Origin of the sequence: Microcystis aeruginosa NIES-4325 (assembly GCF_008974145.1) — a bacterium.
Taxonomy (GTDB): domain Bacteria; phylum Cyanobacteriota; class Cyanobacteriia; order Cyanobacteriales; family Microcystaceae; genus Microcystis; species Microcystis aeruginosa_G.
Genome location: NZ_BJKP01000004.1, coordinates 70,268 through 88,107, shown reverse-complemented (window position 1 = coordinate 88,107; position 17,840 = coordinate 70,268). Strand labels below are relative to the sequence as shown.

The following is a 17,840-nucleotide window of genomic DNA, read 5'->3' as shown; positions in this document are numbered from 1 at the left end:
AAACGGCAAAATGGCAACTAGCGTCAGCAGAAAAAGTAACGGTGGTTTCAACTTCAGTAAATTCTGGAAAAAGCATTCCCAAGACATTCTTCCCCCGATTATCGGTACCTTGGGTTTTCTGATTGTTTGGCAATTAGTCTCGATGGTGGGATTAATCAAATTACCCCCCCCATCCGACCTAATCACCAATGAACGAACTCGTACTTATTTAATGTATCCTTTCTTTGATCGTGGGGGCATTGATAAGGGACTATTTTGGCAAACTTTAGCCAGTCTGCAACGGGTACTAATCGGTTATTCTTTTGCTGCGGTGGTGGGTATTGGAGTTGGGATTATGGTCGGTTTAAATTCTTTCTTAAATAAAGCCCTTGATCCCCTTTTCCAATTCCTGAGAACAGTTCCTCCTCTTGCTTGGGTTCCCCTATCTCTGGCCGCTTTACAACAAAACCAACCGGCTGCTTTATTCGTTATCTTTATTACCGCAGTTTGGCCGATTTTGATTAATACCACCGTCGGTGTCCAACAAATTCCCCAAGACTATATCAACGTTAAACAAGTCTTGCAATTGTCCAACCAAAAATTCTTTTTCAAGATATTAATTCCCTCAGCGCTTCCCTACATATTCACTGGTTTGAGAATTGCGATCGGTTTAGCTTGGTTAGCGATTATTGCGGCGGAAATCGTTATGTCGGGCATCGTCGGTATCGGTTTCTTTATCTGGGATGCCTACCAAAATAACTACATCAGCGATATTATTCTCGCTCTGTTTTATATCGGTGGTGTGGGTTTATTACTCGATCGCTTTATGGCTTGGTTACAAAATCAAATCGTTCGTCAATAGGGAATTAATGGGGAAACTTTCCCCATTTTTCAAACAACTGAAACTTGAGCCAATTTAAGGAGAAAAAACTATGAGTTTGTTTGTTGCTGTCGATAACATTGATAAAATCTTCCCCCTCAGTGGTGGCGGTGAATATGTGGCCTTAAAAGGAATTGATTTACAGATAAAAAAAGGGGAATTTATCTCCCTTATCGGTCACTCTGGTTGTGGAAAATCCACCCTCTTAAACATGATCGCTGGTTTAGATTTGCCCACAGAAGGGGTGGTGACTTTGCAAGGTCAAAGCATTAAAAAACCAGGGCCAGATCGCATGGTAGTCTTCCAAAACTATTCCCTTTTGCCCTGGTTAACCGTCAAAGAAAATATCACTCTGGCCGTCGATCAAGTTCTCACCCAACTGTCAGAAGAAGAAAGAAAAGCCGAAGTCGAAAAATATATCGATCTGGTCAATCTTCGTCATGCAGTGGATAAACGTCCCAACGAATTATCGGGGGGGATGAAACAACGGGTAGCGATCGCTCGCGCCCTAGCCATCCGTCCGAAAGTCCTGCTTTTAGATGAACCCTTTGGGGCGTTAGATGCCCTGACTAGAGGTAATCTACAGGAACAGTTAATGCAGCTGTGCGAAGAATACCAAATGACCTCGGTAATGGTGACGCACGATGTGGATGAAGCGGTGCTATTATCCGATCGCATCGTCATGCTCACCAACGGCCCCGGCTCAAAAATTGGCGGTATTTTGGAAGTGGATATCCCCCGTCCCCGCAAACGCATGGAAGTGGTGGAACACCCCAGTTACTACAGTCTCCGGAGTGAAATTATCTATTTCCTCAACCAACAAAAACGGATCAAAAAACTGCGCGCCCGCAAAGTCGAAGTTATTGCCCGTCACGGTTTAGAAAAAGTCAATCTAGAAATCGGTTTTGTTCCCCTCACCGCTTGCGCGCCCCTAGCAGTGGCCAAAGAAAAGGGATTCTTTACTAAACATGGTCTAGATGAGGTGAATTTAGTCCGGGAAACCAGTTGGCGAGGCATTGTGGACGGGATCGCAGGGGGATTCCTCGACGGGGCGCAAATGCCTTCAGGAATGCCCACCTGGTTAACCGTCGGTGGTTATCAGGAGCAACCTTTGCCGATTGTCAGCGCCCTGACTATGACTCGTAACGGTAACGGTGTCACCCTCGCTAAACGCTTCTATGACGAGGGAGTGATTGACGGTAACGCCTTAAGACAGATGCTATTGGAATCGAAGGAGCAGCGCCATATTTTTGGCATTGTTCACCCCTCCTCCATGCACAATTTGCTCCTACGTTACTGGTTAGCGGCAGCGGGAATTGACCCCGATAAAGACGTTCACCTCGAAACTATTCCCCCGGCCCAAATGGTAGCTGACCTGAAAACCGGTAGTATTGACGGTTACTGTGTCGGTGAACCCTGGAATCTACGGGCCGCTATGGAAGGCATCGGTTATACCGTCGCTACCGACTTAGAAATCTGGCAGGGCCACCCGGGTAAGGCCCTGGGAGTCCGGGAAGATTGGGCTAATAAATACCCTAATACCCATGTCGCTTTAGTCAAAGCACTGCTGGAAGGTTGTCGCTACTGTGCCTCGGAAGCAAATCAGGAAGAAATTCGTCAAATCCTCGCCAGTCGTCAGTATCTTAGTACCAATATTGATTATATCCAACTGGGTGATCCCAACTCCTACGCGTGCAGTCTCGATCAACCGATGAAAGAATATGCACACCATCTGTTCTATGGAGAAGGGGTAAATCGTCCCAGTCGTACCGAACACCTCTGGATGATGACCCAAATGGCGCGCTGGGGCCACATTCCTTTCCCCCGTAACTGGGTAGAAATTCTCGAACGCGTCTGTCGGGTGGGTGTCTTCAGTACCGCGGCCCGGGAATTGGGTCTAGGGGATATTAAATATCGTCGCACACCGATCCTTTTATTCGATGGTATCGAGTTTGATGCCGAGGATCCGATCGGTTATCTCAATAGTTTAGAGATCAAACAAAACGTCACTATGGCCGAAGTGGCTATTGATGCTCGTCCTAGTGCCAGTGAATCTCGCAAAATTGCCTAAAAATCGACTAAGGGGATAATTCCTAGCCAATTATCCCTAGCCATTTCTCCTATTAACTAATTTCCCCCAAAGACTAATCATGTACACCACCACCGACACAGTTAACCGGGCAACCCAGACCCCCAGTAAAGAAGCTTTTGTCACCATTGAAGGAGTTTCTAAGGTTTATGCCACTCCCAGAGGCCCCTACACCGTCCTCAAGGACGTTAATCTCAACATCAATGAAGGTGAATTTATCTGTGTGATCGGTCACTCCGGTTGCGGTAAATCGACCCTATTAAATATGGTGTCGGGTTTTTCTTCTCCCACCGATGGCATTGTTAAAGTTAACGGCAAGAAAATTACTAAACCTGGGCCCGATCGCATGGTAGTGTTTCAAAACTATGCTTTATTGCCTTGGTTAAGTGTTTTTGAAAATGTCTATCTTGCGGTAGATGCGGTGTCTCCCAATGCTCCGGAAGCACAAAAACGCTCGATCGTGCGGGAACATTTAGCGATGGTGGGTTTAACCGAAGCTATGGACAAAACCCCTCCCCAAATCTCTGGGGGGATGAAACAACGGGTTTCGATCGCCAGGGCCCTTTCTATCCGTCCGGAAGTGTTGATTCTCGATGAACCTTTCGGTGCGTTGGATGCGATTACTAAAGAGGAATTACAGGAAGAATTGCTGAAAATCTGGCAAGATAAACGCTGTACGGTGTTGATGATTACCCACGATATCGATGAGGCTCTTTTCCTCGCTGATAAGCTGGTAATGATGACCAATGGACCGGAAGCGAAAATCGGCGAAGTGATGAATATTCATTTCCCCCGTCCCCGCGATCGGGAGAGAATTATGGAGGATCCGGAATATTATCGTCTGCGTAACTATGCCCTCGACTTCCTCTATAATCGTTTCGCTCACGATGATGTCAGCTAGATGTGAGCATTTGTATTAGTTTGGGGTGCGGTTGACTTAATAGCGATCGCACCTAGATTTTTTTTTAGGGAAGCCTTCTTCAAGTAAAATTATCTCTAAGTAGGTAGATGTTAAAAATTGTCAGATACTCCCCTTATCAAGGGGGGATATACTTACTTGTTAGCTAAATAGAACAATTAGCAATCAAATACAATAATAATTTTTACTTAATTGATCATGCTCAAACAGATACGGAAACTAATTATCAATTTTGGACAACAATGGCGCGATGAAAATTTCATGAGGTCGATTCATCTCATTGAGAACTTAGTTTCTAAGGTTTTATCCGTAGCCTTAATTGTTGTTATTATTGTTTCTCTTTATGATCTAGTAGTTATCCTAATCCGAGATTTATTTACTACGGAACCAGTCGGCTTTTTTGGCAAAACTTTAATTGAAATTTTTGGTTTATTTCTCAACATTTTAATTGCCTTAGAGCTATTAGAAAACATCACTGCTTACCTCAGAAAACACATCGTACAGGTTGAATTAGTTGTAGTTACGGCTTTAATTGCCATCTCTCGAAAAATTATTATTTTCGATCCCAATAAATACAGTAAAGATGATTTAATTGCCCTCACCGTGGGAACCTTAGCTTTAGCGGCAAGTTATTGGTTAATCAGAAAAGTTAATCGCGACAATCGCTCTTGAAATAAGTAGTCACGACCTGATTGATGCCAATAATTGCCGGTTGGATTTTGGTCAAATTGGCAGACTTTTGGCAAAATCACCTAGCTCTCTATAGCCTGAGTATCCTTGCATAGTTCCTAATATTATTATTATAAAAACTAGCCATAAAGGATGTCTTTTTCGTTTATAGCGTTTCCTGTTTGCAAGAGGTACATTACTGGTGATTAAAAGCTTAATCAACGAAGGTTTAACTGTGCCACGTAGGTGTGAGAAACGCTATATTTTTCCGAGAGTACTTGACTTATTTAAGTTTTTCTATTAAGCTAAACATATCTTTAAAATATTAACGGTCACTCTCTATTTTACCTGATAGTGATTGCTTTTGACTTTCTGACCGTATTATGAAACAACCCTAACCTTGAAGGGGGGTGAGGATGTCATAATAGTCAGTCCCTATCTACCATATCTCTAAAAACCATGAGCGATCCTCGTCTATCTCTAGTGGCAGCTGCCCGAAGATTTTATCAACTGGGTTGGATGCTTGGCACGGCGGGTAATTTATCCGCTAAAGTTGATGATCATAGTTTTTGGATTACTGCCAGTGGCAAAAGTAAAGGTAAACTCACAGAAGAGGATTTTGTGCGGGTGGATCTGACGGGAAAAGTCAGAGAATTAGCTCATCGGGATAATCGTCCTTCGGCAGAAACTAGCATTCATCAGGTGATTTATTGCCTCTTTCCCCAAGCACAAGCTTGTTATCATGTTCACTCGGTGGAAGCGAATTTAGTTTCCCGTTTTGCCCGCGAGGATAAGTTATCGTTACCCCCCTTAGAAATGTTGAAAGGTTTAGGTATTTGGGTAGAAAATCCTCAAGTATTTATGCCAGTTTTTGCTAACTATCTCGATGTGCCGAAAATTGCCGCAGAAATAGAAAGTAGATTGTCAACTTTCCCCCCAGAAATTCCCGCTTTACTGATTTCTTACCATGGCGTGACGGTGTGGGGTGAGTCTCTAGAAACTACCGAGAATTATTTAGAGATAGTCGAGTATATTTTTCGCTATCTAGTGGCAGCCCATCAGGTAAAACCTTGTTAAATTTTCATTTAGACAAGGTAATAAAAGAAAGATGCCGACATTTGCCAAGGCGCCACCCAGATTCGAACTGGGGGTAAAGGTTTTGCAGACCTCTGCCTTACCACTTGGCGATGGCGCCGCTTGAGCAATATTCATCCTAGCATAACAGATGACGGTTTGCCAAGAGTGGAACCTAAGAGTCAAGCGATCGATCTATAATTTAGGCAGCGGTTCTCTAATCTAGTGGAGTATTTTAGGCTTAAAAAAGCGATTATGATGAGAAATCAAAGGTATTTACTAACTTTTATCGGTTTATTGGCTTTATGCTTTCCAGTACAGGCTAATAATGCCGTGTACCTTAGCCAAAGTTCTAATACTGCCACGACTTTCGACAGTTATCGTCAAGAATGTTTACAAAGAGCGCGGGGGGAGGGATTAGCAGCTGATGTGGCAAAAGACCTATGCGACTGCACGATTAAAAAATTCCAGGCTCGTTACAATCTACAGCAATTCCGCACCCTCGTGCAGAAGTCGAAAACCGATAAGGCTGCCGCTAGGACTTTATCGAGTGTGGGAGAAGCTTGTTTTGATGAGATTTTGTATGAATAGCAGGGATAGGGATTTTTTTCGGTTATCAGCTTTTTTTCTCCCTTCTCCCTTCTCCCCACTCTGCAATAATTACTCGCAACCAGAAATACCTTGTCTATTATCATACTTTGTGCTTTTTGTCAAAAAAACTTTTTTTTTGCAATAAAACTACACAAAAAAAAGATCATCGTTGTGGGCGAAATTGACTGATTTACCCGTCTTAATTAGAATCATCTTCTAGGTGTGGCAAGGGTTTTAACCATTGCTGCCCAAAAAAGCACAGAATAACCGACTATGAAATTCTATCAAATCGCTGTAACCATTATAACATCGTTGCTAAATAAAAGTCTTTCTCAATTAATTTTTAAGAATTTATAAATATTACGGAATGTTAATTTAAATATTCTCAAGTTTTTGCAGTCAATAAATAATTTTTGCTTATCTTTGTCGGAAAATAGAACTTCTGCAAAAATCCAACATCTACCATGGGGTTAGGAGTCAGGAGATAGGAGACAGGTTTTAGGTGTTGGGGGTTGGGGTTTTGGGGTTTTGGGGTTTTAGCTCAATTTCCCCACTTCCCCACCTCCCCAATTCATAATTCATAATTCCCCTACACCCCACACCCCACACCCCACTTCCGAGTTATTAAACAAAGATGAAAGAATCATGGCGAGAACGTCTGAATATCTCTCGAATAGCGATTAATGCTCCGAGGTTAACCATTGCCTTCTGGTTAGCGGTGGCCGTGGCGGGAATTTTAGCTTTTAGTTCCCTAAAATACGCTCTTTTCCCCGATATCAGCTTTCCAGTAGTGATAATTAACGCCCAAGCGGATTTAGCTACTGCTATCACCACGGAACAGCAATTAACTAAACCCCTAGAAAATCCTCTTTTCTCTCTCCCCAGTCGTCGTGATATTTCTTCGACTACTGCCCCCGGACAGTCAGTAATCAGCATTTTCTTTAAAATTGGTACAAATTTAGACAAGGCCACCGCAGCAGTTAAACAGGCTATCTCACAAGTCCCTTTACCCCCTCAAGCTACCACAGAAGTTATCCCCGTTGATTTAAATGAGTCGGCAACAGTCACCTATGCGCTGGTGAGTGAGCAGAAAACTCTAGAAGAATTAAGCCAAATCGCCCAAGATAATTTAATTCCGCCCTTAAAAGCTCTCCCAGGTACGGCTAAAGTTAATTTACTCGGTCAAGGTACAGTTAGGGAAGATAATCCCCATAAAAGCTTAACCCGACCATTACCCACGCTGGTACGCTTTAACGGTCAAGAAGCGATCGCAGTGCAGGTAATCAAAAAAGGTGCCGCCAATAGTCTCGATCTGGCCGCGGTCGCAGAAAAACTGGTTAAAGACTTAGCACAAAAACTGCCCGATGTCAAGATAATTTTAGCTGAAACCCAAGCGGAATATATTCGCGCTGCCCTACAAGGCACGATCGATGATTTACTTTTGGCAGTTTTGCTGTCGGTGCTGGTGATCTTGATATTTTTGGGCAGTTTCGCCGCTACAATCATTTCTGCTCTGGTTATCCCCCTATCTCTTTTGGGGACTTTCATTATCATGGCAATCTATGGGTTTAATCTGGAAACCCTGACGCTGCTGGCTCTCGCTTTGGTGATTGGCATTGTCGTGGATGATGCGATCGTCGATGTGGAGAATATTTCCCGTTTAATCGACGCGGGGGAAACCCCGAAAAATGCGGCACTCAAGGGGACAAGGGAGATTGGATTAGCTGTGACTGCTTCCACTTTAACCATTGTTGCCGTGTTTATACCCGTGGCTTTTATGGGGGGTGCGGTGGGACAGTTTTTCCAACCCTTCGGTTTAACTGTCTCGGCTGCGGTGATTTTTTCTCTGTTGATTGCCAGAACTTTATCGCCCGTTTTGGCAGTATATTGGCTGAAACCGCAGTCACAGGCAAAAATGACGAAACAAAAGCGACTGATTGAGAATGCCTATCGACGGCTCTTAAACTGGTCACTGCGTCATCGTTTGCTGGTCATTGCTATTGCCCTGATTACCTTTTTTGCGGGTATTGCCTTGATTCCTTTTATTTCTAAGGGATTTATTCCCCGACTCGATCGCGGCGAGTTTAATCTAGTTTATACGTCTCCTTTGCCGAAAATAACGCAAATTAGCCCTCCCTTCGACCTAGCTCAGCTTGCCCTGAGCCAAGCCGAAGGGGGCAAGAATAAACCGACTGCTAAAAGTTCTAGCGATAGTTTCGCTTGGATTTCCCAGTTAGCGAGTTCTCCCGAAAGTTTTCTCCTGCGTCGCACTGTCCGGGATGGCAGCAAATTAGAAGCACCTATTTTGGGGGATGGGGAAGTGGAATCGACTTTTCTGATCGCTGGTTTACGGGGTGAGCCGAATCGGGGCAAAATTCACGTTAAACTGAAGAGCGATCGTAAGTCTCACACCAGTGCCGTGCAGCAACGGATTCGGCAAATTTTACCGCCAATTAGAGGGGTGAATGTCAGTGTCGAGGACATTCCTTTTGTGCAGACGGAAGCGGAAAAGCCGATCCAAATTGCGATTAAAAGCGATAATTTGCAGCTATTGCGCGATAGTGCCGAGAAATTTCGGGTTGAGGCCGCTAAAATCGCCGGGTTAAAGGATATTTCCCTATCATCTAGATTAAATGAGCGGGGGGATTTTTTGGCGATCGAGCGTTTAAATGGTCAACAGGCGATTTTTCTCAGTGCTAATCTCAGTCCGGAATTAGGATTAGAAGATGCGGCGATTAAAATTGAAGGGATTCCTTTACCGGAAGGGATAACTTTACAGCGTTGGGGTACTTCTTCTCAAAGTAGCGATGTTTTGGGCAGTTTTGGTCGCACTTTAATCCTAGCGACAATTTTAATGTTAGGAGTTTTATGGTTATTATTCAGAAGACTGTTAGAAACTATCGTCATCGCTTTATGTTTACCTTTAGCGATTGTCGGGGCAATGTTGGGGTTATTGGTAACGGGTAGTGAGTTTAGTATGATTTCTTTGATCGGGTTTATCTTCCTCTTGGGATTACTCGATAAAAATGCTGTGTTATTGCTGGATTATACTAACCAATTGCGTCAACAGGGTTGGAGTCGGGAGGAAGCGGTTTTAGAAACGGGAATGATTAGGTTAAGACCGATTTTAATGACCACCTGTTCGACAATTTTAGGCATGATTCCGATCGCTTTGGGATTGGGTACTGGTGCGGAATTGCGGCAACCCATGGCGATGGTGATTGTGGGAGGTTTAGTCACTTCTTCCCTGTTGAGTTTAATTGTTGTGCCTGTGTTATATCTGAGTTTAGAGGATGTTTGGAAACGGATTAAAGCCGGTCAAAAGTAGCTAGTTTTACCGTTTTGTCCTCTGATTACTATAGAGTCGTTTAAATTCTTTTTGTTGTTGATTATGATCGACAATTGGCTCAGGATAACCACAACGATGTCTTTCTAAACGGGGGATTTTCCCGGTTACTAAATATTCCGTATCTACGGAGGCTAATTCCGGCAACCACTGACGAATATATTCCCCTTCTGGATCGAATTTTTGTGTCTGACTAGCGGGATTAAAAATTCTTAAAGGTTTCGGATCCATGCCACTAGAGGCACTCCACTGCCAACCACCATTATTAGCGGCTAAATCCCCATCAAAAAGTTTCTGCATGAAGTATTTTTCGCCTTTTTGCCAGTTAATAATTAAATCTTTGGTTAAAAAACTTGCCACGATCATGCGACAACGATTGTGCATCCATCCCGTTTCATTTAATTGTCGCATGGCCGCGTCAACGATCGCATAGCCGGTTTTTCCCTGGCACCAAGCTTGAAAATGTTCTTCGTTATCCTGCCAAGGAAAATGACGAAATTCTTTTCTATAAGCACCGACCGCCAATTCTGGGAAAAAATAGAGACAATGCTGGTAAAATTCCCGCCAAGCTAACTCTTGCTGCCAAGTGATAATACTATCTTTTGCTTCCTGGGCGCGGCAATTTTCTAATAACTCTAGGGTTGCCGTCCAAATTGTGCGAATGCCAATCGCCCCAAATTTTAAAGCAGCACTCAAGCGCGAGGTCCCATCGAAAGCGGGGAAGTTACGATCTTCTTGATAATTGTTAATAGCCCCTTGACAAAATTCTTCTAATCTGCTATTGGCGGCTTTTTCTCCGGGAGCGAGGGGTAAGGGGTTTTGCCAAGTAAAACCTAAATTTTCTAGGGTTGGTAAGTTAATAGTTTCTGTGAGTTTCTCCCCCTCATTTTCGTCTAATCCTTGCAGGTTTTCTAGGGTTTTGGGGCTGGCTTTGGCTAATTGGCTCCAATTTTTCCAAAAAGGAGTATATACGGTGTAGGGACTTTTTGAGAGGGTGAGGACTTGCCCTGGAGCGTGGAGAAGTTGATCCCAGAAGGTTTCTACTTCAATTCCTTTTGTTTGTAAAGCGGCGATTACCTGTTGATCCCGTTGACGCGCGTAGGGTTCGATATCGAGGTTAAAAAAAACTGCTTTTGCCGATAAATTGCCGGCTAAGTTGACGAGTGTTTGACTGGGGTTGCCGCGAATAATCAGTAATTGACTACCTTTTTGGCGATAATTTTTTTCTAATTCCTCTAGACAACCGAGGAGATAGGCAACTCTAGCTGGGGCGATATCATCCCCTTCTAAAATAGCAGGATCGAGGCAGAAAACCCCGATAATTTTCGGACTGCGCTCCCTAGCTTTACTCAGTCCAATATTATCCGAGAGACGTAAATCGCGACGATGCCAGAAAAGGATTAGATTTGACATAAAGTGAGGTGATGAGTGGTCACTGAGCCTGTCGAAGTGAAGATTATCAGGGGCGAGATTATTTTACATTGAGCTTGTCGAAATGTGGGGTACAGTTCAGAACAAATTCAATTCAAAAATACTCTTTCTGTAATTATAGGACAGTGGATCAAGAATAATTGTCTAATTTTACAATCTAGCTGTGATTGGCAGTTAGTTTATTGACAAAATCTCGATGTTCTGCTGTCTCTAACCCCCGCTGCAAAATCACTAAAACTTTTCCTAAGTCGCCCATTAATAAAGCGTTTTTATCTAGCCATAAACCGGGAAAGATTTGAGAGCGCATTATGCCATCACTATGGGGTTCTAGTTTAATATATTCTCCTGCCTGTAGTCGAAACCAATCAATTTCTTGTTCATAAAAGCGCCAGACTAGATATTCTTGGAGTTGATTGCGACGGTAAACATTTAATTTTTGATGAACATCGTAGGAAGCACTAGAAGCGGCAATTTCGACAATTAATTCCGGCGCCCCTTCTACATAATCATCTTGACTAATTGTCGATTGTCCTCCCTTGTCAATTCTTAATAGGGCATCCGGTTGGGGTTCGTTATCAATATCTAATCTCACGGTGGCATTATCACCCAATCTAACACCCGGAGTCGCCGCTTTATAGAGAGCTAACCATCCGACAATATTAGCATGAGGCTCGGCGTGACTTTCAAATCTGAGGGGAGATGCCATATAAACAATTCCTTCAATTAGTTCCGCTTTTTTGAGATGGGGCATCCCTTGATAACGTCGTTCAAATTCCCATCGAGTTAATTTATCGCCGTTTTCTAGGGGAGGAATCGTTAAAGAAGCAGCAATTACTGGGGTAGTTGTCATAAGTTTTCTCTTTTCACCCGTCTTTTAGTTAATCTTTGCCCGCTATCGGATCAGCAATTTCTCCTGATCTTCCATTATTATAACATCCATCGGTAGGGTGTGTTAAAGTAGCTCAACACACCCACAAAAATCAATTAGAAGTCAGCAAATAATCGACAAGTTTGCTCAGAGTTGCTACCCCCATTTTATCTACTCGATCAGTGATATCATTAAGAGAAATAAAGGGCTTCTCCTTTAGAAAATTTGCAGTAACTGTTCTATTTATTCCCGCTTTTTTAATTTGATTAGCATCACAGCTATTCAAAAGCTCTAAAATCGATTTAGAAGGAGGAGAAGCAGGAGGAGAAGCAGGAGGAGAAGCAGGAGGAGAAGCAGGAGGAGAAGCAGGAGGAGGAGGAGGAGAAATAATAATTTTTTCTTCCAGTCTTTTGATTTCTTCTCGCATAGCCTGTAATTCATTTGTTATGCTTAATCTGAATTCACTCAAACACTTCTCAATATCTGGATGGTTGTCAATATCTGGCTTTGGAGCATTTAGTTCAGGGCGAAGTAATTGGATTTGTTGCTTGGCATTATCTTCGTATTCATGATTTATTACGATAGAACTAATAGTCTCAATACTAGAATTTCTTTCTCTGGCTATTCTAGAAGCATAGTATTCTAAATTACCATTAATAATTTCGTACTGTTCAAATCCTGTTTGTTTTAAAGTAATTGGACAGACTATTCCTCCCATATCAATAATAAGATTAGCTAGGTTTTCCAATTTATTTTGCTCGAAGCTTGAGAGAGCTTCAGAAGAACTGATATTATCTAAATCAATTCGTAAAAATTTCCACATTTATTTAACTCCTATTTTAGCTAAAACTTCCAGTGCTAAGGCTTCAAATTCTGCTGCTGATACTCCTGCATCAGCTTGATGTTCGGCATAATCCATTATAGATTGGGGGGCAGGAATTTCTAAATCTCCCACAGTAAAGTATTGATTTATACAGCGAGATAAAGGCATTCTTTCCGAGATAATTGATTCCATCAAGGGTAAACCATACTTGTCTGGAATCACTTGTTTTTGTTTGGGGAAATTATATTTTAAGTATTGAGCGTGGGTAGAAATTTTGGAAGGTAAAACACCTAAAATCTCTAAGTTTTTTTTGCCTAAGTTTTCACGAAGATCATTAATATCTTCATCGATAAGCTTCTTGACTCCTTGTATTCCTTGATTAGAAAAAGGTTTTAAATCAGAAGGAATTATCAGATAATCAGCTGCAATTAAAGATACTTGAGCGTATAAATCTAAGGATGGGGGAGTATCGATAATTGCAATATCATAATCTTGCGTCACTCTTTCTAATTTTTTCGCTAGTCTAATGTAGGCTCCTCCTCTTTGAGTTAATTCGCTTTGCTTACTAATTAAGATAATGTGAGAGGGAATTATATCAATCTCAGGATAAGTAAAACCTTGAGATTTTCTGACGATATCTGGGATAAAATTCGAGTCATTTTTTTCTAGCAAATGAAAAACATTTTTATCTTTTAAATCATCGTCATCATCGAATTGAAACTTAATTAAACCAACGGCAAAGGTACTATTAGCTTGGGCATCAATATCAATTAATAATACTCGCTTGCCTTTTTTACTCAAAGCTGCCGCTAGATTGGTGGCGACGGTGGTTTTACCAACACCACCTTTATGATGATAAATTGCGATGGTTTTCATGGGGTTTCTGTGGTTGATTGTTGGAGAATTGAGCGGTGGAATACCTAAAGATAAGGTTTCGTAGCCAATCAGAGATTTTAACTGTTCTAAGTGAGAGGCAATTTCTAACCCAGAACATCTAAAAATCAAATAAATTTTATCGGGTTTTCTTCGATAAAGTTGAATCTCATCACCATTGGTTAATAATCCCCACTGCACTTTAAAGTAGTTGAGATAATAACCTAAACGGTGACGATGATTGGTGAGCTTTTCTCTGGGATTTTTAGCCTCGATAATTAGACAGTGAGAGGATAAAAACTGCTTTTTATTGATAGGTTTTTGAGCGGAAACAAGGAAATCTAATCGGACTTTACCGAAGCTAACTTGTTGATACCAATGTTCGGCATTGTAGCCTAGTTTGGGGAGTAAATACTGGACAATTAGTTTACTCTCCACTTCCCTTTCGTTATGACAATGGTGAGGGTTAAAAGTCACATATTTGAGGAAATACTTAAGAACAATCTGTTGTTAGTGTAAATGATGACAGCCCTTCTCGTCAAGGTAAAGCACAGACTAAACTTAATCGAGTATTTCAGCTGCAAGAACAAACCCCATCTATCCCAGAAAAGCTATATATTGAGATGAATATCAGTCAATTTACGGGTTCATGGCAGTAGGATGTTTATCTAGCACTTTTGGCAATGACAGAGAAAACCATCCTACCCACAGCTTCAATTAATTGAACTGCATAATTTTCTCGGCTACTTTCTGGGAAATAAAAGGTAAAATTGAGCGATTTTGACTGTTATCTTTTCCCTCGGTAAATACCACCAAGAGATAGGGAGTATGATGGGGAATTTCAATATAGGCTGCATCGTGACGTACTTGACTTGTCCAACCAGCTTTTGACCAAATTTGACTATTTTCTGGTAATCCTTGTCCCAAAAATCCTAAGATTTGTGTATCATCTCCTTGACTCGTCCAATCAGCAGGATTAAGACTTCGTTTTAGTAAAGACATCATCATCTGGGAACGTTGGGAAGAAACCGCAATCCCTCCGATAATAGTATGAATTAAACGCGCCACTGCATTGCTAGTTAACATATTGCGATTTTCCAGTAATTCTCCTAAAAAAGCGCGTTCACGTCCATAGGGACCGTCAGACCAAGTTTTTTGATTAACGTTAATTGTCGCTAATTCCGGCCAATTCAAGGATTGAAAATAACGATTAACTATGTTGCGTTGTTGCTTCCAAGTTTCAAAGGGACCGGCGGCAATTTCCGGACCGCTAGTGGTTCCCGTGAGCAGATCTACAACTAAACTGGTAGCATCATTGCTAGAGTCAACAATCATGTCACGAATGGTGCGATTTAATTCGCTGCTTTCGGCAATCATTCCCCCCTCTAACCACTCATGAATCGCTACTAAATAAAATAATTTCACTAAACTAGCGGGATAGGTTCTTTCTTGTCCGCGATAACTAAATCCGCGGGGGGAATATTTCCAGAATTCTTCGTGAGAAATTGCTCCCCCCGTGTTGACGACAACGGGAGGATCATATACTATCCAAGTTAGGGCAATTTGTTCTTGAGCTAATTGGGGAAATGCTCGCCAAGTTGTTTCTAAAATATCTGTACCGAACTGTTGGAGATGGTCTTCAGTATGAAAAAAGTTCATAAGTGTGCTGCAAAGTCAAGAGTTAGAAGGTGGATAAATTCTTGAGTCGGCAATTCTCATTTTACGGTAAAATTTACCGATAATTAATTATTTGAGCGCTTCTGAGTTTAATGTTTATATCTACCGATGAGGTTCATCTCTATTTTATCAGTCTCGATCCCTCTGGGGATAGACTAGAAAAACTGGCTTCTTTGCTCTCGGAAGATGAAATAATTAGAGCTAATCGTTACCATTTTCCCCAACACAAGCGGCGTTTTTTGGTGACCAGGGGATGTTTACGGGAGATTTTAGGGTCATATTTGGCGATAAGTCCCGAAAAAATCGAGTTTATCTACAGCGAACGGGGAAAACCGAGTATTAACTACCAATTGCAGTTTAATCTCTCCCATTCCGAGGAGATGGCAATCTGTGGCTTGACTTTAACCGCTCGCATTGGGGTAGATTTAGAGAAAATGCGCCAGATGAAAGATTTAGATAGCTTGACAAAAAGGTTTTTTTGTGCTAGGGAACACGAGCTTGTTGAAAAGTCCGCAGAGAAGGAAAAGCTATTTTTTCAGTTATGGACGGCAAAAGAGGCTTATTTAAAGGCACTGGGAACGGGAATTAGCGGGGGACTCGATCGAGTGGAAGTGGGTCTTAATCCCTTAAAATTAGACAATGTGGCGGGGGAATGGCAATTATGGACAGCAGCAATCGGCGATAATTATCGAGCGACGGTGGTTATCGAAGGTAGCGATCGAGTGATTAAAACCTTTGGCCTTTCTGATCTATGATTAATTGGGGAGTTAATTGCCTTGAGAAATTCAGTAATTATTCCTAGCTATCTCAAAAAGCTTGCCCTTAATTATTACTTAACCTTGTTTTCTCTATGCGAATTGCTCTTTTTACAGAAACTTTCTTACCGAAAATCGATGGCATTGTCACCCGTCTTAAACATACCGTGGAACACCTACAAAGATTAGGTCATCAGGTATTAGTTTTCTCTCCCGATGGCGGTTTAAAGGAGTACAAAGGTGCTAAAATTCATGGAGTTACAGGGATTCCCTTACCCCTATATCCGGAATTAAAAATGGCTTTCCCCCGGCCTTCCGTCGGTCAAGCTTTAGAGAGGTTTAAACCTGATATTATTCATGTGGTTAACCCAGCTATTTTAGGGGTGGGAGGCATTTATTTTGCCAAAACTATGAACATTCCCCTCGTCGCTTCCTATCATACCCATCTCCCCCAATACCTACAACACTATGGATTAGGTTCCCTAGAAGGATTACTCTGGGAATTATTAAAATTGGCCCACAATCAAGCAAGTTTAAATCTCTGCACTTCCACTGCTATGGTACAAGAATTATCTAGTCGTGGCATTGAAAAAGTAGAGCTTTGGCAAAGGGGAGTCGATACGGAATTATTTCAACCTCATTTAAAATCCCCGGCTATGAGACTGAAATTATCCCAAAATAACCCCGATAGTCCCCTCTTATTATACGTTGGTCGAGTGTCGGCCGAAAAAGAAATCGATCGCATTAAACCAGTATTAGAAGCGATTCCCGAAGCAAGATTTGCTATTGTGGGAGATGGTCCCCATCGGGAAGCTTTAACAAGTCATTTTGCCGACACAAATACCCATTTTGTCGGTTATTTACAGGGGTTAGAATTAGCCTCCGCTTTTGCTTCCGCAGATGCTTTTCTTTTTCCCTCACGCACAGAAACCCTCGGTTTGGTACTCTTAGAATCCATGGCTGCCGGTTGTCCGGTGGTGGCGGCAAATTCGGGGGGAATTCCCGATATTGTCACCGATGGAGTTAATGGCCATCTCTTCGATCCTAGGGATGAAAAAGGTTTAATTAGTGCCACCCAAAGATTACTAACCGCCAAGGCAGAAAGAGAGGAATTACGACGAAATGCGCGTCTAGAAGCCGAAAAATGGGCATGGCAAGCGGCCACCAAACAGTTATTAAATTACTATCACCGGGTTTTGAAGAATAATTCTGTGGCTTTTGCCGCTTAATTGTTGTCAAAATGCTCGAATTTAACCGCCAAAACCTTAACCTATTGTAACTTCTATGGCCAGCGCACCCAGTACCACCTTAGATAAGTCCACCCAAGTTGTCAAAAAGACTTATCCCAACTATAAAGTTATTGTTCTCAACGATGACTTTAACACCTTCGACCATGTGGCCAATTGTTTAATTAAATATATCCCGGATATGACTACCGATCGAGCTTGGGAATTAACTAATCAAGTTCACTACCAAGGACAGGCAATTGTCTGGACTGGTCCCCAAGAACAAGCGGAACTTTATCACCAACAATTGCGACGGGAAGGATTAACCATGGCTCCCCTAGAGGCCGCATAATTATGAATAATGGTCGCTTAGTTTGGAATCATTCTACTCATATTCCGGGGTTGATTGCGGTATTAGAAAAGTTAATTACCTATCAAGGAATTACCACTGTCACTCCTGGGGTACTTTCTCGCTCAAAAGGTCATTGTCCGCGGTTACAATTGCGGATATCAGTGCCAATTCGTGGTGGTTTTAAGCTGATTGCGAGGATAGGAAAAAGTGTGCAGGAAGTCTTTGTTATTACCGATTTAAACCAAGAGGATTTAGAAATGGCTATCCAAGCTTGTTTAGGAAAATAAC

The 17,840-nt window shown here is 42.1% G+C and carries 16 protein-coding genes and 1 tRNA gene; 11 read left to right on the top strand and 6 right to left on the bottom strand.

The features are described 5' to 3' along the window. Window positions 1-10: 10 nt before the first annotated feature. The 5 genes from ntrB (at window position 11) to mtnB (ending at window position 5,613) form a co-directional block, all read left to right on the top strand. The gene (ntrB, locus tag MiAbW_RS03415) at window positions 11-841 is read left to right on the top strand and encodes a nitrate ABC transporter permease (protein WP_151694930.1); all 831 of its coding nucleotides are present in this window, start codon (window positions 11-13) and stop codon (window positions 839-841) included. Window positions 842-911: 70 nt separating this feature from the next. Then, on the top strand, window positions 912-2,930 hold the full coding sequence (locus tag MiAbW_RS03410) for an ABC transporter ATP-binding/substrate-binding protein (RefSeq protein WP_151694929.1): 2,019 nt from the start codon (window positions 912-914) through the stop codon (window positions 2,928-2,930). Window positions 2,931-3,009: 79 nt separating this feature from the next. Then, a complete protein-coding gene (locus MiAbW_RS03405; RefSeq protein WP_151694928.1) occupies window positions 3,010-3,849 on the top strand; it encodes a nitrate ABC transporter ATP-binding protein in 840 nt (279 codons plus the stop codon). A 216-nt stretch (window positions 3,850-4,065) separates the two neighbouring features. Then, the gene (locus MiAbW_RS03400) at window positions 4,066-4,539 is read left to right on the top strand and encodes a phosphate-starvation-inducible PsiE family protein (RefSeq protein ID WP_151694927.1); all 474 of its coding nucleotides are present in this window, start codon (window positions 4,066-4,068) and stop codon (window positions 4,537-4,539) included. A 456-nt stretch (window positions 4,540-4,995) separates the two neighbouring features. Next, window positions 4,996-5,613 carry a methylthioribulose 1-phosphate dehydratase gene (gene mtnB, locus MiAbW_RS03395; protein WP_151694926.1) on the top strand — a complete coding sequence of 206 codons (618 nt, stop codon included), beginning with the start codon at window positions 4,996-4,998 and terminating at the stop codon, window positions 5,611-5,613. Between the two features lie 47 nt (window positions 5,614-5,660). Here mtnB and MiAbW_RS03390 read toward each other — a convergent pair. Continuing rightward, window positions 5,661-5,731: transfer RNA gene (locus MiAbW_RS03390), tRNA-Cys, on the bottom strand. A gap of 134 nt (window positions 5,732-5,865) precedes the next feature. On the opposite strand from MiAbW_RS03390, the gene MiAbW_RS03385 reads away from it, so the two are divergent. Together MiAbW_RS03385 and MiAbW_RS03380 are read left to right on the top strand one after the other, a co-directional pair. Beyond that, a complete protein-coding gene (locus MiAbW_RS03385) occupies window positions 5,866-6,201 on the top strand; it encodes a hypothetical protein (RefSeq protein WP_151694925.1) in 336 nt (111 codons plus the stop codon). Between the two features lie 634 nt (window positions 6,202-6,835). Further along, window positions 6,836-9,529 (top strand): efflux RND transporter permease subunit, encoded by a 2,694-nt coding sequence (locus MiAbW_RS03380; RefSeq protein WP_151694924.1) that lies wholly within the window; start codon window positions 6,836-6,838, stop codon window positions 9,527-9,529. Between the two features lie 6 nt (window positions 9,530-9,535). Here the strand turns inward: MiAbW_RS03380 and MiAbW_RS03375 are convergent, their stop codons facing one another. The 5 genes from MiAbW_RS03375 to MiAbW_RS03360 all read right to left on the bottom strand — a co-directional run bounded on the left by MiAbW_RS03375 (window position 9,536) and on the right by MiAbW_RS03360 (window position 15,201). After that, window positions 9,536-10,960: an FAD-binding domain-containing protein gene (locus MiAbW_RS03375; protein ID WP_151694923.1), complete on the bottom strand. Its 1,425-nt coding sequence runs from the start codon at window positions 10,958-10,960 to the stop codon at window positions 9,536-9,538. Window positions 10,961-11,135: 175 nt separating this feature from the next. After that, window positions 11,136-11,828 carry a Uma2 family endonuclease gene (locus MiAbW_RS03370; RefSeq protein ID WP_172967338.1) on the bottom strand — a complete coding sequence of 231 codons (693 nt, stop codon included), beginning with the start codon at window positions 11,826-11,828 and terminating at the stop codon, window positions 11,136-11,138. 130 nt (window positions 11,829-11,958) lie between these two features. Beyond that, window positions 11,959-12,669, bottom strand: coding sequence for a chromosome partitioning protein ParB (locus MiAbW_RS19505; RefSeq protein WP_172967337.1), 711 nt, complete (start codon window positions 12,667-12,669; stop codon window positions 11,959-11,961). Continuing rightward, complete coding sequence (locus MiAbW_RS03365; protein WP_151694922.1) at window positions 12,670-14,019, bottom strand: ParA family protein; 1,350 nt, start codon at window positions 14,017-14,019, stop codon at window positions 12,670-12,672. It lies immediately after the preceding gene. A gap of 240 nt (window positions 14,020-14,259) precedes the next feature. Next, window positions 14,260-15,201, bottom strand: a complete 942-nt coding sequence (locus MiAbW_RS03360; protein ID WP_151694921.1) for a serine hydrolase — start codon at window positions 15,199-15,201, stop codon at window positions 14,260-14,262. Between the two features lie 110 nt (window positions 15,202-15,311). Between MiAbW_RS03360 and MiAbW_RS03355 the strand changes: the two genes are divergently transcribed. The 4 genes from MiAbW_RS03355 to MiAbW_RS03340 all read left to right on the top strand — a co-directional run bounded on the left by MiAbW_RS03355 (window position 15,312) and on the right by MiAbW_RS03340 (window position 17,839). Next, window positions 15,312-15,974, top strand: coding sequence for a 4'-phosphopantetheinyl transferase family protein (locus MiAbW_RS03355; protein WP_151694920.1), 663 nt, complete (start codon window positions 15,312-15,314; stop codon window positions 15,972-15,974). 95 nt (window positions 15,975-16,069) lie between these two features. Continuing rightward, window positions 16,070-17,203: a glycosyltransferase family 4 protein gene (locus MiAbW_RS03350; RefSeq protein WP_151694919.1), complete on the top strand. Its 1,134-nt coding sequence runs from the start codon at window positions 16,070-16,072 to the stop codon at window positions 17,201-17,203. A gap of 55 nt (window positions 17,204-17,258) precedes the next feature. Next, entirely contained in the window at window positions 17,259-17,552 is a 294-nt protein-coding gene (clpS, locus tag MiAbW_RS03345; RefSeq protein WP_002765336.1) for an ATP-dependent Clp protease adapter ClpS, read from the top strand. Window positions 17,553-17,554: 2 nt separating this feature from the next. Next, a complete protein-coding gene (locus tag MiAbW_RS03340; RefSeq protein WP_151694918.1) occupies window positions 17,555-17,839 on the top strand; it encodes a DUF2103 domain-containing protein in 285 nt (94 codons plus the stop codon). Window position 17,840: the final 1 nt, after the last annotated feature.